Genomic DNA, 14896 nt, shown 5'->3' with positions numbered 1-14896 from the left:
CGCGCATGACCGCAGCGGAGCCGACCGAGAGCCCCGAGGACCTGACGCTGGCGGCCGAGTTCGCCACGCCGACGCGCGAGCAGTGGCGCGAGCTGGTCGCCGGGGTGCTGGCGAAGTCGGGCCGCGAGGTGTCGCCGGAGGAGGCCGAGGCCGCGGTGGCGACGGTCACCGACGACGACATCACCATCGCCGCGCTCTACGCCGCCGAGGACGCGCCGGGCGTCGACACCGGGGTGCCGGGCCTGCCGCCCTTCGTCCGCGGGGCGCGCCCCGAGGGCCAGGTGGCCGAGGGCTGGCGGGTCCGTCAGCGCCACGCCTTCGCCCGGGACGCCGATGTGAACGAGGCCCACGACGTCCTCATGGCCGAGCTGGAGAACGGCGTCTCGTCGCTCTGGCTGGTGCTCGGGGACGCCGGCGGGCCGTCCGTCGACGCCCTGCCCACCCTGCTCGACGGCGTGTTCGTCGACCTCGCGCCGATCGCGCTCGACGCCGGCCGCGACACCCCGGAGGCCGCCGCCACGCTGCTGCGGTTCGCCGAGCAGGCGGGGTCCGGCGCGATCCCCGGCTCGCTCGGGTACGACCCGCTGCTCGACCGCACGCAGGGCGGCGACCCCCTGACCGACGACTACCGCGACGCCCTCCTCGAGCACAGCCGGACCGCGGCGCAGAGCCACCCCGCGCTGCGCACCGTCGTCGCCGACGCCCTGCCCTACCACCGCGCGGGCGGCAGCGACGCGCAGGAGCTCGGCGCCGCCCTCGCCGCGGGCGTGCACGCGGTGCGCCTGCTCACCGACGCCGGCCTGACCGTCGACGAGGCCTTCGCGCGGGTCGAGTTCCGCTTCGCCGCCACCGCCGACCAGTTCGCGACGCTCGCCAAGCTCCGCGCGGCGCGCCGCTGCTGGGAGCGGGTCGGGCAGGTCAGCGAGGCGTCGGACGACGCCCGCGCGATGGAGCAGCACGCCGTCACGTCGCCCGCGATGATCACCCGCCGTGACCCGTGGGTGAACATGCTGCGCACCACCGTCGCCGCCGTCGGGGCCGGGCTGGGCGGGGCGGGGGCCGTCACCGTGCTGCCGTTCGACACCGAGCTGGGCCGTCCCGACGAGGCCGCCCGGCGCCTGGCGCGCAACACCCAGGCGCTGCTGCTCGAGGAGTCGCACCTCGCGCACGTCATCGACCCGGCCGGCGGCTCCTGGTACGTCGAGTCGCTCACCGACGCGCTGGCCCGCGCCGCGTGGGAGGAGTTCACGCGCATCGAGCGCGACGGCGGCATCGAGGCCGTCCTCGACGACGGCAGCCTGCTCGCCCGCCTCGACGCGACGTGGGAGCAGCGGGCGCAGCGGATCGCCCGTCGCCAGGACCCGATCACCGGCGTCAGCGAGTTCCCGAACCTCCACGAGGAGCTCCCCCACCGCGACCCGCTCCCGATCACCGAGCACGAGGGCGGCCTGCCGCGCCGCCGCTACGCCGAGGTCTTCGAGACGCTGCGCGACCGCGCAGACGCCGCCGACACGCGTCCGACGGTCTTCCTCGCGACCGTCGGGAAGCTCGCCGAGTACACCGCCCGCGCCTCCTTCACGACGAACCTGCTGAACGCGGGGGGCCTGGCAGGAGTCGACGGCCCCGGCGGCACCGACCCGCAGGAGATCGCGACGGCGTTCCGGGAGGCGGGCACCCCGGTAGCGGTGATCGCGTCGTCGGACAAGGTCTACGACCAGCACGCCGCCGACGTCGCGGCCGCCCTGCGCGAGGCCGGGGCGACGCGCATCCTGCTGGCGGGCAAGAAGGACGTCGAGGGCGTCGACGGCACCCTCTACGCCGGGTGCGACGCGGCCGCCGTCCTCCGCGACACCCTCGAGGCCCTGGAGGTCCCGGCATGAGCATCCCGAACTTCGGCGACGTCGAGCTCGGCACGCCCGAGAGCCCGTCCGGCGACTGGGAGGCCGCCCTCGAGGAGGCCACCGGCAAGGGCGCCGAGGACCTCGTCTGGGAGACCCCCGAGGGCATCGGGGTCAAGCCGCTCTACACCGACGCCGACCTCGAGGGCCTCGACTTCCTCGGGACCTACCCGGGCGTCACGCCCTACCTGCGCGGGCCGTACCCGACGATGTACGTCACGCAGCCGTGGACCGTGCGCCAGTACGCCGGCTTCTCGACGGCCGCGGAGTCGAACGCGTTCTACCGGCGCAACCTCGCGGCGGGGCAGAAGGGCCTCTCGGTCGCGTTCGACCTGCCCACCCACCGCGGCTACGACTCCGACAACCCCCGCGTGTCGGGCGACGTCGGGATGGCCGGGGTGTCGATCGACTCGATCCTCGACATGCGCCAGCTGTTCGACGGCATCCCGCTGGACCGCATGTCGGTGTCGATGACCATGAACGGGGCCGTGCTCCCGGTGATGGCGCTCTACGTCGCCGCCGCCGAGGAGCAGGGGGTGTCGCCGGAGCAGCTGGCCGGGACCATCCAGAACGACATCCTCAAGGAGTTCATGGTCCGCAACACCTACATCTACCCGCCGAAGCCGTCGATGCAGATCATCTCGGACATCTTCAGCTACACCTCGGAGAAGATGCCCAAGTTCAACTCGATCTCCATCTCGGGCTACCACATCCAGGAAGCCGGAGCCTCGGCCGACCTGGAGCTGGCCTACACGCTGGCCGACGGGGTGGAGTACCTGCGGGCCGGGAGCAACGCCGGCCTCGACGTCGACAAGTTCGCGCCGCGCCTGTCGTTCTTCTGGGGCATCGGCATGAACTACTTCATGGAGATCGCGAAGCTCCGCGCGGCGCGGCTCCTGTGGGCCAAGCTCGTCCACCAGTTCGGGGCGAAGAACCCCAAGTCCCTGAGCCTGCGCACGCACAGCCAGACCTCCGGCTGGTCGCTGACCGCCCAGGACGTCTACAACAACGTCGTCCGCACCTGCGTCGAGGCGATGGCCGCGACCCAGGGCCACACCCAGTCGCTGCACACCAACGCGCTCGACGAGGCGCTGGCCCTGCCCACCGACTTCTCCGCGCGGATCGCCCGCAACACCCAGCTGCTGCTGCAGCAGGAGTCGGGCACGACGCGCACGGTCGACCCGTGGGGCGGCTCGGCGTACGTCGAACGCCTCACCCGCCAGCTCGCCGAGCGCGCCTGGGCCCACATCCAGGAGGTCGAGTCCACCGGCGGCATGGCGCAGGCCATCGACGAGGGCCTGCCGAAGATGCGCATCGAGGAGGCCGCCGCGCGCACCCAGGCGCGCATCGACTCCGGACGCCAGCCGCTGATCGGCGTCAACAAGTACCCGCTGACCTCGGGCGAGGACGTCGAGGTCCTCAAGGTCGACAACAAGGACGTGCTGCGCCAGCAGGTCGAGCGCCTCCAGCAGCTGCGCGACGACCGCGACGACGACGCCGTCCGCTCGTCGCTCGAGGCCCTCACCCACGCGGCCCGGGCTGCCTCCGAGGGCACCCGCGACAGCGGCCTCGACGGCAACCTCCTCAAGCTCGCGATCGACGCCGCGCGCGCGAAGGCCAGCGTCGGGGAGATCTCCGACGCGCTGGAGGAGGTCTACGGCCGGCACCGCTCGGACGTCCGGACGATCTCCGGGGTCTACCGTGACGAGGTGGGCGAGAACTCGGCCGTGGAGACCGCGCGCCAGGCCGCTCAGCGGTTCGAGGAGGCCGAGGGCCGCCGGCCCCGCATCCTCGTCGCGAAGATGGGCCAGGACGGTCATGACCGTGGCCAGAAGGTCATCGCGACGGCGTTCGCCGACCTCGGCTTCGACGTCGACGTGGGCCCGCTGTTCCAGACGCCCGGCGAGGTCGCCCGCCAGGCCGTCGAGGCCGACGTGCACGTCGTCGGCGTCTCGTCGCTGGCCGCGGGGCACCTGTCGCTGGTCCCGGCGCTGCGCGACGAGCTGAAGGACGCGGGCGCGGAGGAGATCCTCATCGTCGCGGGCGGCGTCATCCCGCCCGGCGACCACCAGGAGCTCCTCGACAACGGCGCTGCCGCGATCTTCGGGCCCGGCACGGTGATCGCCGAAGCCGCGACCCAACTGCTCGGGACGCTGACCGAGCGGCTGGGGCACGGTTCGGCGTAGTGGATCTCGAGCCCTACGTCGAGGGCGTCCGGTCCGGCTCGCGGCTCTGGATCGGGCGGGCGATCACGCTCGTCGAGTCGTCGCGTCCCGACCACCGCGAGGCCGCCCAGGAGCTGCTCGTCGAGCTGCTCCCGTACGCCGGCGGGGCGCGGCGGATCGGCATCTCCGGGGTGCCCGGGGTCGGGAAGTCGACGTTCATCGGCGCGCTGGGCTCGACGCTGACGGCGCAGGGCTCGAAGGTCGCGGTGCTCGCCGTCGACCCGAGCTCGACGAAGTCCGGCGGCTCGATCCTCGGCGACAAGACGCGCATGAACGAGCTCGCCACCGACGACGACGCGTTCATCCGCCCCTCGCCGACGGCCGGCACGCTCGGCGGGGTCGCGAAGGCCACGCGGGAGACCATGGTCGTGATGGAGGCGGCGGGCTACGACGTCGTCATCGTCGAGACCGTCGGCGTCGGGCAGTCCGAGACGACCGTCGCGCAGATGGTCGACTCGTTCCTGTTCCTGACGCTCGCGCGCACCGGCGACTCCCTGCAGGGCATCAAGCGCGGCATCCTCGAGATCGCCGACGTGATCGCGGTGAACAAGGCCGACGGGCCGCACGCGCGGGAGGCGAAGCGCGCCGCGCGGGAGCTCGAGCAGGCACTCGCGATGCTCCGTGGCGAGCGCGAGACGTGGAAGGTGCCGGTGCTGACCTGCAGTGCCGCCGAGAGGACGGGCCTCGACGACGTGTGGTCGGCGCTCGTGCGGCACCAGGAGCACCTCGACGCCGAGGACGGCCTGAGGCAGAAGCGCGCCCGCCAGCAGGTCGACTGGACCTGGCAGATGGTCCGCGACCGCCTGCTCGGGCGACTCCAGGACCACCCGCAGGTCAAGGACCTGCGCGGCGAGCTGGAGCGCGAGGTCGAGGCGGGCGAGCTCACCGCGGCGCTCGCGGCCGACCGGATCCTCGACGCGTTCCTTGAGTCCTGACTTATATAAGCCCATACTGCCCGGCGTGGACATCCAGCACGAGATCACCGCCACCCGCCGTACGGCCGGCGCCCGCACCCTCGAGGCCGGCGAGGCCGCGGTCGTCACCCTGAGCCGCGCGTTCCCCACCGACGTCGCCGACCTCTGGTCCGCCTGCACCGAGGCCGACCGCATCGCCCGCTGGTTCCTGCCGGTCAGCGGCGAGCTGCGCCTCGACGGGCGGTACCAGCTCGAGGGCAACGCCGGCGGCACCGTCACCGCCTGCGACCCGCCGTCCGGGTTCGACGCGACCTGGGAGTTCGGGGGCGGGATCAGCTGGATCGAGGTGCGGCTGACGCCCGACGGCGACGGCGCGCGCTTCACGCTGACCCACGTCGCGCACGTCGACGACGACCACTGGCGCCTCTACGGGCCGGGTGCGGTCGGTATCGGGTGGGACCTGGGGCTGCTGGGGCTCGGCCTGCACCTGGGCACCGGGGCCGGGGTCTCGCCCGAGCAGGCCGAGGAGTGGACGGCCTCCGAGGAGGGCCGCGCGTTCATCGCCGCCGCCGGACAGGAGTGGGCGGCCGCCAGCGCGGAGTCCGGGATGGACCGTGACGACGCCGTCGCCCGCGCCGAGCGGACGGTGGCGTTCTACACGGGCGCGGAGGTCTGAACGGGTATCCCGCGGACATGAGCGAGGAGCCGTCGGGCGGGCAGAACCCGTTGTGGGGTGTCATCAGCGGCCTGCGCGGCATGGCCGAGAACGTCGTGCGGGCGGCCGGCGCGCCGCTCAGCGAGCTGCCGGCCCTGCCCGAGGTCGCGACCCACCCCGGCGCGATGTCGGCGGCCCAGCTCGGGGCGATGCGCACGGCGATCCGGGCGCAGCGCGACGCCGTCGCGGCGATGCAGAGCCAGCTCGCGGCGTTCGACGAGCAGCTCCAGGTGCTGCAGCGGCTCCTCGTGCCCCTGGCGGAGTGGAGCGCGACCTGGGCGCGGCTGGAGTCGCAGGTGGTGCCGGGGTCGAGGCCGGCCTCGCCCGCCCCGGGCGACGACGAGGGCTGAGGCGACCGACACGCCGATCATCTGAGCGAAGGTGCCCTTCGCTCGGATAGATCAGGCGAAGGTGCCCTTCGCTCGGAACAGGTCAGTTGCTGATCGCCGGCGCCGCGCCGACGAAGCGGTCGTCGGTGAGCTGGTCGACGAGGAACGCCGCGACGTCGGTGCGCGCCATCGGCGTCCCGACGTCGTCGCGGCCGAGGAACCCGGCGCGCAGGGTGCCGTTCGAGGGGATGTCGATCGGGGCGGTCATCCGGGCGAGCGTCCAGTCCAGCCCCGAGGTGGCGACGACCTCGCTGATCCCCTGGACCTCCTTCAGCGCGCCGGGGATGAGCAGCCCGATCCCGACGGGGACGAGGCGCTCGAGCAGGCTGGGACGGTCGCGCGGGTCAGGCACGCTGATGGTCCCGAGCGCGATGAGCCGCCGGACGCCGGACTCGTGCATGGCGTCGACGATCGTCCGGGTCGCGTCGGTCAGGGGGCCGCTGCGCAGGAACGGGTCGATGGCCGGGCCCAGGGCGCTGATGACGGCGTCGGCACCCGCGACGACCTTGCGCACGGCGGGCTCGTCGTCCAGCTCCGCGACGACGACGTCCAGGCGCGGGTCCTCGCTCGTCAGCTTCTCGGGCGAGCGCACCAGCGCGGTGACCTGGTGCCCCTCGTCGAGCAGGCGTTCCACGACGAGGCGGCCGATCTTGCCGGTGCCGCCGAACACGGTGACGTTCACGCAGTGGTGTACCCGCTGCGCCGCCCGCCGCGCGTCGCGCGCGTCACACGGCTCAGCGCGCTCGCCAGACCGGGTCGCGCTTCTCGACGAACGCGGCGACGCCCTCGACGCGGTCCTCGCTGGTGTAGGGGTCGGGGCCGACGTCGAGGCGCAGCGCCGCGGACAGGGGCAGCGAGCCGCCCTTACCCAGCGCGGCCTTGTACCGCCGCACGGTCAGCGGGGCGTTGGCGGCGATCTTCGCGGCGAGCGCGGCGGCCTCCCGCGCGAGGTCGGCTGCCGGCACCACGCGGTTGACCAAGCCCCAGCGGGCGGCGTCGTCCGGGGCGATGTCGTCGCCGGTGTAGAGGATCTCGTAGGCGATGCCGGGCGGGAGCATGCGGCTCACGAGGTGGGCGCCGAAGTTCGCTCCCATGCCCCGCCGGGCCTCGGGGAGACCGACGCGGGCGCCCTCGGCGACCAGCCGGATGTCGCAGGCCAGGGCGAGCTCGAAGCCGCCGCCGAGGGCCCACCCGTTGATCGCGGCGATCGTCGGTCGCGGGCACTCGAGGACGGTCTCGAAGACGTTGCGGGACACCCCGCCCATCGGGCGCAGGCCACGATCCGTGGCGGTGTCGTTCTCCCGGATCTCCCGCAGGTCGACGCCGGCGCAGAACGCCCGCTCGCCGGCACCGGTGAGGACGACGACCCAGACGTCGGGGTCGTCGGCGAACCCGTCGAACGCGGCGACGATGTCGCGCTGCAGGCCGGTCGAGAGGGCGTTGAGACGCTCGGGCCGGTCCAGGGTCACCGTCGCGACCCGGTCGGCGACCTCGACGACGAGCCCGTTCTCCGTGCGCACGTCAGACCCTCACTCCGCGGGAGATCGTCGGCCACAGCGCGTCCGGGCCGCCCGCCGCGAGAGTGTGGCCGAGGCGCGTCGACCACGCCCGTTCGCCACCCCACTCGTCGCGCCACGACCAGAGCCGGCGGGTGAGGACGCCGAGCGCGAACTCGCGGGTCACGCCCATCGCCCCGGTCGCCTGGTGCGCGGCCGCGGCGACGAGACCCGCCGCCTCGGAGGCGACGGACGCCGCCGCGGCGACGTCGAGCTCGGCCGGCTCCCCGTCCGGGCCGGCGCCGACGGCGGCCGACCGCGACGCCATCGCGGCCATCTCGGCCTGCTCGGCGACGCGCACCAGGTGGTCCGCGACGGCAGGGAACCGCGAGACGGGACGGCCGAACTGGACGCGCTCGCCGGTGTAGGTCACGGTGATCTCCAGGACGCGCCGGGCCGCGCCGGCGATCTGGGCCGCGCGGGCGAGGGCGCCCCGTCGAGCCAGGTCGTCGCGGGCGCCGGGGGGTGCCGGCGCGGTGGTCTCGGGGACGACGCCCCCGAGGTCGACGGACTCGCGGGGCTCCCCGGCGAGGTTGTGACCGGGGGAGATGCGGGCGGCGGCCGGGTCGACGACGGCGACCACCGTGCCGTCGGGACCGTCGGCGAGCACGACGATCCGGGCCGCGGCCGACGCCCACGCGACGCGCGCGAGCCGGCCCGTCAGGGACCCGTCGCGCAGCGCGACGTCACCGACACCCGTCGTCAGCGGCCCGTCGGGGAGGTCGAGACCGGCGGAGGCGAGCAGGCAACCGGCCAGCAGCCCGGTCTCCGCGACGGGCACCGGCGCGGCCGCGGCGCCCGCGGCCTCGAGCACGGCGCACGCCTCGGCCACCGAGCCCCCTGCGCCCCCGGCGGACTCGGGGACGCCGACCGTCGTGAACCCGCCCGCGTGCAGCGGCTCCCACACCCCGGCCGCCCAGCCGTCGCGCTCGGCGGCCTCGAGGACCTCGGGGGTGACGCGGTCGGCGAGGAGGTCGGCGACGGTGTCGCGGACCTCGCGCAGGTCGGACCCGGCGCTCATCGCGCACCCCGCGTCAGCGCCTTGGCGGCGATCCCGCGCAGCACCTCGGTGGTGCCGCCGCGCAGCGTCCAGGTCGGGGCGTTGAGCACGCACTCGGCGAGGAGCACGTCGAACATCGTCGGGCCTCCCGGGTCGATCTCGCCGCCCGCGGCGTCGCGCAGCATCTCGACGACCTGCTGCTCGAAGGTGGTGCCGACGTCCTTGACCAGCGACGCCTCCACCGCCGGCGCCTCGCCCTCGTCGAGGGAGCGGGCGACGGCGAGCGAGAGCTGGCGGATCGTCCAGAGCTGGGCGCCGATCCGTCCGATCGCGGCGGCGCGGACGTCGTCGGGGTGGCGGCCGTGGGCGTCGAGGAACGCGCGGTAGAGGCCGAGGATCGACAGGTAGCGGTCCGGGCCGGAGCGCTCGTGGGCGAGCTCGGCGGTGACCTGCGCCCAGCCCTGCCCGACCTCGCCCAGCACCCGCTCGTCGGGGACGAACACGCCGTCGAGGACGACCTCGTTGACGTGCTCCTCGCCGTCGATCAGCGGGATCGGGGAGACGTGCACGTCCTCGTCGGACAGGTCGACGATGAGCTGGGAGAGTCCGGCGTGGCGGTCGCCCTCGCCCTGCGGCGTCGTGCGGCAGAGCATCGCGGCGAAGTGGTTGAGGTGAGCGTTGGTCGTCCACACCTTCGTGCCCGCGACGCGCCAGCCACCCTCCACGCGCGTGGCCGTCGTGCGCACCGAGGCGAGGTCGGAGCCGGCGTCGGGCTCGCTCATCCCGAGGGAGAACCAGCACTCGCCGGCCGCGATCCGCGGCAGGAACCACCGCCGCTGCTCCTCGGTGCCGAAGCGCAGGAAGGCGGGCGCAGACTGGCGCTCGGCGATCCAGTGGGCGGCGATCGGGGCGCCCGCGGCGAGGAGCTCCTCGATGACGACGAACCGGCGCACCGTGCTCGCGCCCGCGCCGCCGTACTCGGTGGGGATCGACATGCCGACCCAGCCGCGCCGGGCGAGCGTGCGCGTGAACTCGGGGTCGTGGCGGCCGCCGAGCCCGAGCCCGGGGCGGAAGCCGGCGGGCAGGGTCTCGGCGAGGAAGGCGCGGACCTGGTCGCGCAGCTTCTCCTCGTCGGCGGAGAGCGGGGTCGGGTCGAAGATCATTTCTTGTCACCCCGGTCGGCTCGACGGCGTTGGCTCCACATCTGCGTGGCCCGCTCGAACTCGACCGCCGCATCCCACGGCAGGCCCGGCGGGCCGGTCTCGGTGCGGAACGACCGGGCGGCCTCGCGGGCGAGATCGGGGTCCTTCGCCGGGACGGCCGCGAGCGCGAGGGCGGTGTCCTCGACGTCGGCGTCGTCGACGGCGCGCCAGGCCAGCCCGATCTCCGCGGCGCGGGTGCCGTCGATCTCCTCGCCGAACAGGCCCAGGGCCGCGGTGGCCTCGCGCCCGGCGGTGCGGGACGCGATCGTGAAGAACCCGCCGCCGGGGTGGAGGCCGATCCTGAGGAAGCCGGCGAGCAGGCGGGCGTCGCGGGCGACGACGCGCAGGTCGGTGGCGAGCATGAGGTTGAGGCCCGCGCCCACCGCGGCGCCGCGGACGGCGGCGATCGTCGGGACGGCGAGCGTGCCGACGCGGCGGAACGCCCCGTACACGGCGCCGGTGTCGCGGAACGCGGCGTCCTCGGCCTGGTCGGCGCCGGGGTTCCAGGTACGGCGGTCGGCGCCGGAGCAGAACGTGCCGCCCGCGCCGCGGACCACCGCCGCGCCGACGCTGCGGTCGGCGTCGACGGTGTCGCACGCGTCGGCCAGCTCGCGGCCCATCGCCGGGGTGAGGCCGTTGCGGACCTCCGGGGCGTCGACGGTCAGCAGCGCCACGCCGTCGGTGATCTCGAGCCCGATGCTGCCCATGTCATTGCTCCGTTCTGAGCACGTCGACGGCGACGGCTCCCCCGGCGTGTCGCGAAATCGAGCGCGTGGCGTTTCGGACGTTGAGTGTCTGCGGCGCCACTCCGCTGACACGCGCGCGTGGCAGAAGGAGCAAGGGGTTGACCTCCAGTTCGCCCAGCCCGGGGACGGCGGATGCGCGCGAGAGTCGCACGACCGCGTCGACGGCGGCCTCGACATCCACCCCCGGCGCGCCGCGGTGGCCCGCGAGCAACGGCCAGCAGCGCAACGATTGCAGCATCGCCCGCGCCGTCTCGGGCGTCACCGGCGCGAGGGCGTGGACGACGTCGCGGTGCACCTCGGTCGCCGTGCCGCCGTGGCCGACCGTGAGCACCGGCGGCCAGCCGTCGCGCCCGCCGTCGACCGCCACCAGCAGCTCCACCCCGGCCGGCACCTGCTCCTGCACGAGCACCCCCGTGACGCCGGGCAGCGCGGAGAGCTCGGCGTGCACCGAGGCGGCGTCGGCGGTCGTCACGCCCAGCCGGACGGCGCAGGCCTCGGTCTTGTGGTCGAGCCCCTCGGCCTTCAGCACGGCCACCCCGCCGAGGGCCTCGACATCGGCGGCCGCATCGGACGAGCGCACCGACGCCGGCCGCCGTACCCCCAGCGCGTCCAGCAGAGCCCAGCCGTCACCGGGTCCGGGGTCCGCGGCCCGCACGTCCGCGGGTGCCGCCCCAAGAGGCGCCGCCACCGCGTCCAGCACCCGGACCGCGAGCGCGATCGACGAGAACACCGGGATGCCGGCCTCGCGGAGCAGGGCGCGGGCGGGCGCGGTGCCGTCCTCGCCGGCCATCCACACCACGGCGACCGGCGGCGCGTCGGGGCCCTGCTCGGCGACGGTGGCGGCGAGGTCGCGGGCGAGCGCCATCGCGGTCTCGCCGACCAGCATCGTGAGCAGCACCAGCACGGCGTCGACGGAGGCGTCGGCGCGGACGATGCCGCAGACCTCGCCGAACTCGCCGCCGTCGTTGAACAGCTGGGCGGTGACGTCGACCGGGTTGGCGACGGCGCCGAAGGCGGGCACCAGACGGGCGAGCTTCTCCTGCGTCTCGGCGGTCAGCTCGGGCACGGTGAGGCCGGCCTCGCTCGCCCGGTCGGCGGCGAGGATGCCGGCGCCGCCGGAGCTCGTGACCAGCCCGACCGCGCGCCCGGCCGGACCGTGCCGCCCCCGCAGCATGGTCGCCGCCGCGAGCAGCTCCTCGACGTCGTCCACGAGCACCACCCCGTACCGGCGCGAGACCAGCCGGAACGCGGTGTCGTCGCCGAGCATCGCGCCGGTGTGCGAGACCGCTGCACGGCGCCCGGCCGCCGAGCGCCCGGAGCGCAGGACGACGAGCGCGGTGCCGTGGACGCGGGCCTCCGCGGCGAGCGCGGCGTAGTCGTCCGGGTCGGGCAGCGACTCGGCGTAGACCGTGAGGACGGTGATCTCCGGGTCGGCGACGAGGTGACGACCGATCTCGGTGAGCGACACGTCCGCCTCGTTGCCGGTCGACACCCAGGCCGACAGATCGAGCCCGCGCTCGGCGGCGACGTCGAGCACCGAGCCCCCGATCGCCCCGCTCTGCCCGACGTAGGCGATGCCGCTGGACCCGGTCAGCGGACGTTCCCCGGCGCCGGTGAACGTCGCGAACAGGCGGCTGCGCGCGTCGTACAGACCCTGACAGTTGGGCCCGAGCACCCGCGTCCCGGCGGCCCGCGCGGCCGCGACCAGCTCGTCCTGCAGGGCCCGCCCCTCGTCGCCGACCTCGGCGAACCCGGACGCGAAGACGACGACCGCCGCCGCCCCCGCCGCGCCGGCCTCGGTGACGGCCGCGGCGGCCCGCTCGGCGGGGACGAGGGCGAGCGCGAGGTCGACGCCGCCGTCGATCTCGGCGAGCGAGCTGACGCACGGGACCCCGCCGAGCTCGGCGTACTTGGGGTTGACCGGGTGCACCCGCCCCGCGAAACCTCGACCGGTGAGCCAGCGCAGCGGACGCGCCATCGGGTTGTCCGCGCGGCCGGTGGCGCCGATGAGGGCGACCGAGCGCGGCGCGAGGACCCGGTCCCAGTCGGTGCTCACGCCGCCGAACCTAGGTCGGCGAGCCGGGGCGGCACAACCGATCGAACATCATTCCGTATCCAATCTCGATGGACTGCACCCCGGTACGCTGCGGCGGGGGAGGTGGGCCGTGGTGGTCGGTACCGAGACGGAGCCCGCGCGCCGGGCGACGAGCGTGCAGCGTGCGGTCGAGGAGATCCGCCGGATGCTGCGCTCGCGCGAGCTGGTGCCCGGCCAGCAGGTCCGCCAGGAGACGCTCGCGGCGCGGCTCGGGGTGAGCCGCATCCCGGTGCGCGAGGCGCTCAAGACCCTCGAGGCCGAGGGCGTCCTGCGGCACGAGCCGCACGTCGGCTACGCGGTCGCGCGGCTCAACGCCGAGGAGCTCGCGCAGGTCTACCTCATGCGCCGAGCCCTGGAGACCGAGGTCCTCCGCGCCCTGCCGAAGCTCACGGCCGAGCAGCTCCGTGAGCTCACCGCCCTCAACGAGGCGATCACCGAGCAGGTCGACAGGGTCGACGTCGCCGGCATCGTCGCGGCCAACCAGGCGTTCCACTTCGCGATGTTCCGGCTCTCGGGGCTCGACCTCGTCGTCGACGAGATCGGCCGGCTCTGGCGGCGCAGCGAGCCCTACCGCACGGTGCACCTCTACGACTCCGGTGGCCGGGCCCGGGTGGTGCGCGAGCACCGCAAGATGATCACCGCTCTGCGTCGCGGGGACGCCGAGGCCGTGGTCGCGCTCATGGACGCGCACCGTGACCACACCGTCGCCGACCTCAGCGTCGCGCTCGGGCTACCACCCCGGCCGTAGCCAACATCGTATCCAATCTTCTCTGGACTTGACCGGTGTGACCCACCTAACCTCCGCCACACCAACGGCGCGCGCTCCTGGAGCGCGGTCAGGAGCGGAGGAGCGCATGACCGCCGAGCAGGACCGGCCGGGTGTCACCGTCACGGCTCCGCCGGGCACCGAGCCGGCCGAGTACACCCCCGGCGAACGCCGGCGCATCCTCGGCGCCGCGTGCCTGGGCTGGGGCATGGAGTACTTCGACTTCATGCTCCCGACGCTCCTGGCGGCGGCGATCATGGCCGAGTTCGACGTCTCGGCCGGCCTGTTCGGCGTCGCCGTCGCGGGCCAGCTCGTCGGCTCGGCGATCGGCGGCGTGCTCTTCGGCTGGCTCGGCGACCGCTACGGCCGCCGCCGCACGCTGATCTGGTCGATCCTCATCTACTCGATCGCCACCGGTCTGGTGTTCTTCGCGCCGAACTTCGCGGTGTTCCTGGTGCTCCGGATCCTCACCGGGATCGGCACCGGCGGCGAGTGGGCGGTCGGCTTCGCCTGGCTGAACGAGGCGTGGGCCCCGAAGCGCCGCGGGCTCGGCGGCGGTGTCGTGCAGGCGTCGCTGTGGCCGGCGTACGCGCTCGCGGTGCTGGTCGCCCAGGTCGTCGCTGACTGGCGGGTGGCGTTCCTCATCGGCGTCCTGCCCGCGCTCGCCTGCATCTGGATCCGGTTCGGGTGCCGCGAGTCGCGCCAGTGGGAGGAGCTGCAGCGTCGCAAGGCGGCGGGCATGCTCACCGAGACGACGGCCGCGAAGGCGTCCCGCTCGCCGTGGCGCCAGCTGGTCGCGCGGGACTCGTTGCCGATCGTGCTCGTCGGCCTGGTCGTCGCGTTCGGTGCGCAGTGGGTGCCCTACACGGCCACGGCGTGGATGCCCTCCATGCTGAAGTCCGACCTCGGCTTCGACGCCGGCACCGCGAGCACCGTGCTCTACGTCGCCTCGGCGATCTCGTTCGTCGGCTTCATCCTCGCGGGCTGGATGTCCGATCGGTGGGGACGGCGGCGCGTGTTCGTCACGTTCGCCGCGCTCCAGACCGTCACGTTCGCCGTCATGCTCGTGCTCGCCCTCGGCGGCACCGGGCTGACCAACTTCGTCTGGCTCTACCTCGCGTCGAGCCTGTTCCTGGGCTACTTCGGCATCTTCGGGGTGTGGTTCGGCGAGCTGTTCCCGACGCGCATCCGCTCGCTCGGCTCGGCCGCCGCCTACAACATCGGCCGCGGTCTGTCGGGCATCGGGACGATCATCGGCGGCGTCGTCGCCACGAGCGCGGGCTACGGGATCGCGGTCGGTATCGCCGTGGTCGGCGCCGCGATCGTCACCGTCGCCGCCCTGTTCCTGCGCGACCGCGCCGGTCGCGTCATCACCGCCGACGAGTAGGGA

13 protein-coding genes are annotated in these 14896 nt (G+C 74.4%); 7 read left to right on the top strand and 6 right to left on the bottom strand.

From position 1 onward, the window contains the following. Positions 1 to 5 precede the first annotated feature (5 nt). From WCD41_RS05925 to WCD41_RS05905, 5 genes are read left to right on the top strand one after another with little or no spacing between them, the layout of a single operon-like run. Complete coding sequence (locus tag WCD41_RS05925) at positions 6 to 1880, top strand: methylmalonyl-CoA mutase family protein (RefSeq protein ID WP_337712472.1); 1875 nt, start codon at positions 6 to 8, stop codon at positions 1878 to 1880. After that, positions 1877 to 4084: a methylmalonyl-CoA mutase gene (gene scpA / locus WCD41_RS05920; RefSeq protein ID WP_337712471.1), complete on the top strand. Its 2208-nt coding sequence runs from the start codon at positions 1877 to 1879 to the stop codon at positions 4082 to 4084. Before WCD41_RS05925 ends, scpA begins: the two co-directional genes overlap by 4 nt. Beyond that, on the top strand, positions 4084 to 5058 hold the full coding sequence (gene meaB, locus WCD41_RS05915) for a methylmalonyl Co-A mutase-associated GTPase MeaB (protein ID WP_337712470.1): 975 nt from the start codon (positions 4084 to 4086) through the stop codon (positions 5056 to 5058). Before scpA ends, meaB begins: the two co-directional genes overlap by 1 nt. Before the next feature lie 25 nt (positions 5059 to 5083). After that, positions 5084 to 5713: an SRPBCC family protein gene (locus WCD41_RS05910; protein WP_337712469.1), complete on the top strand. Its 630-nt coding sequence runs from the start codon at positions 5084 to 5086 to the stop codon at positions 5711 to 5713. A gap of 17 nt (positions 5714 to 5730) precedes the next feature. Beyond that, positions 5731 to 6102: a hypothetical protein gene (locus WCD41_RS05905; protein WP_337712468.1), complete on the top strand. Its 372-nt coding sequence runs from the start codon at positions 5731 to 5733 to the stop codon at positions 6100 to 6102. An 82-nt stretch (positions 6103 to 6184) separates the two neighbouring features. Here WCD41_RS05905 and WCD41_RS05900 read toward each other — a convergent pair whose 3' ends face one another. The 6 genes from WCD41_RS05900 to WCD41_RS05875 are packed head-to-tail and all read right to left on the bottom strand — an operon-like array spanning position 6185 to position 12701. Further along, positions 6185 to 6823, bottom strand: a complete 639-nt coding sequence (locus tag WCD41_RS05900; RefSeq protein ID WP_337712467.1) for an NAD(P)-dependent oxidoreductase — start codon at positions 6821 to 6823, stop codon at positions 6185 to 6187. A 52-nt stretch (positions 6824 to 6875) separates the two neighbouring features. Continuing rightward, complete coding sequence (locus WCD41_RS05895) at positions 6876 to 7661, bottom strand: enoyl-CoA hydratase/isomerase family protein (RefSeq protein WP_337712466.1); 786 nt, start codon at positions 7659 to 7661, stop codon at positions 6876 to 6878. Between the two features lies 1 nt (position 7662). Next, the gene (locus WCD41_RS05890) at positions 7663 to 8718 is read right to left on the bottom strand and encodes an acyl-CoA dehydrogenase family protein (protein WP_337712465.1); all 1056 of its coding nucleotides are present in this window, start codon (positions 8716 to 8718) and stop codon (positions 7663 to 7665) included. Beyond that, positions 8715 to 9860 (bottom strand): acyl-CoA dehydrogenase family protein, encoded by a 1146-nt coding sequence (locus WCD41_RS05885; protein WP_337712464.1) that lies wholly within the window; start codon positions 9858 to 9860, stop codon positions 8715 to 8717. The genes WCD41_RS05890 and WCD41_RS05885 overlap by 4 nt, the downstream gene beginning before the upstream one ends. Next, on the bottom strand, positions 9857 to 10606 hold the full coding sequence (locus tag WCD41_RS05880) for an enoyl-CoA hydratase-related protein (protein WP_337712463.1): 750 nt from the start codon (positions 10604 to 10606) through the stop codon (positions 9857 to 9859). The genes WCD41_RS05885 and WCD41_RS05880 overlap by 4 nt, the downstream gene beginning before the upstream one ends. A gap of 1 nt (position 10607) precedes the next feature. Continuing rightward, the gene (locus tag WCD41_RS05875; RefSeq protein ID WP_337712462.1) at positions 10608 to 12701 is read right to left on the bottom strand and encodes an acetate--CoA ligase family protein; all 2094 of its coding nucleotides are present in this window, start codon (positions 12699 to 12701) and stop codon (positions 10608 to 10610) included. A gap of 112 nt (positions 12702 to 12813) precedes the next feature. Between WCD41_RS05875 and WCD41_RS05870 the strand changes: the two genes are divergently transcribed. Together WCD41_RS05870 and WCD41_RS05865 are read left to right on the top strand one after the other, a co-directional pair. Next, positions 12814 to 13488 carry a GntR family transcriptional regulator gene (locus tag WCD41_RS05870; RefSeq protein WP_337712461.1) on the top strand — a complete coding sequence of 225 codons (675 nt, stop codon included), beginning with the start codon at positions 12814 to 12816 and terminating at the stop codon, positions 13486 to 13488. A 106-nt stretch (positions 13489 to 13594) separates the two neighbouring features. Next, positions 13595 to 14893, top strand: coding sequence for an MFS transporter (locus WCD41_RS05865; RefSeq protein WP_337712460.1), 1299 nt, complete (start codon positions 13595 to 13597; stop codon positions 14891 to 14893). The last annotated feature ends 3 nt before the right edge of the window (positions 14894 to 14896 follow it).

Source organism: Actinomycetospora aeridis (assembly GCF_037400275.1).
Classification (GTDB): Bacteria; Actinomycetota; Actinomycetes; order Mycobacteriales; family Pseudonocardiaceae; genus Actinomycetospora; species Actinomycetospora aeridis.
The sequence above is the reverse complement of the archived record's forward strand: the minus strand, read 5'-3'. Positions and strand labels throughout refer to the sequence as shown.

Bases quoted from the DNA above. Each gene is read 5' to 3' on its own strand.
- WCD41_RS05925 (WP_337712472.1), top strand. From the start codon at position 6: ATGACCGCAGCGGAGCCGACCGAGAGCCCCGAGGACCTGACGCTGGCG.
- scpA (WP_337712471.1), top strand. From the start codon at position 1,877: ATGAGCATCCCGAACTTCGGCGACGTCGAGCTCGGCACGCCCGAGAGC.
- WCD41_RS05905 (WP_337712468.1), top strand. From the start codon at position 5,731: ATGAGCGAGGAGCCGTCGGGCGGGCAGAACCCGTTGTGGGGTGTCATC.
- WCD41_RS05890 (WP_337712465.1), bottom strand. From the start codon at position 8,718: ATGAGCGCCGGGTCCGACCTGCGCGAGGTCCGCGACACCGTCGCCGAC.
- WCD41_RS05885 (WP_337712464.1), bottom strand. From the start codon at position 9,860: ATGATCTTCGACCCGACCCCGCTCTCCGCCGACGAGGAGAAGCTGCGC.
- WCD41_RS05880 (WP_337712463.1), bottom strand. From the start codon at position 10,606: ATGGGCAGCATCGGGCTCGAGATCACCGACGGCGTGGCGCTGCTGACC.
- WCD41_RS05865 (WP_337712460.1), top strand. From the start codon at position 13,595: ATGACCGCCGAGCAGGACCGGCCGGGTGTCACCGTCACGGCTCCGCCG.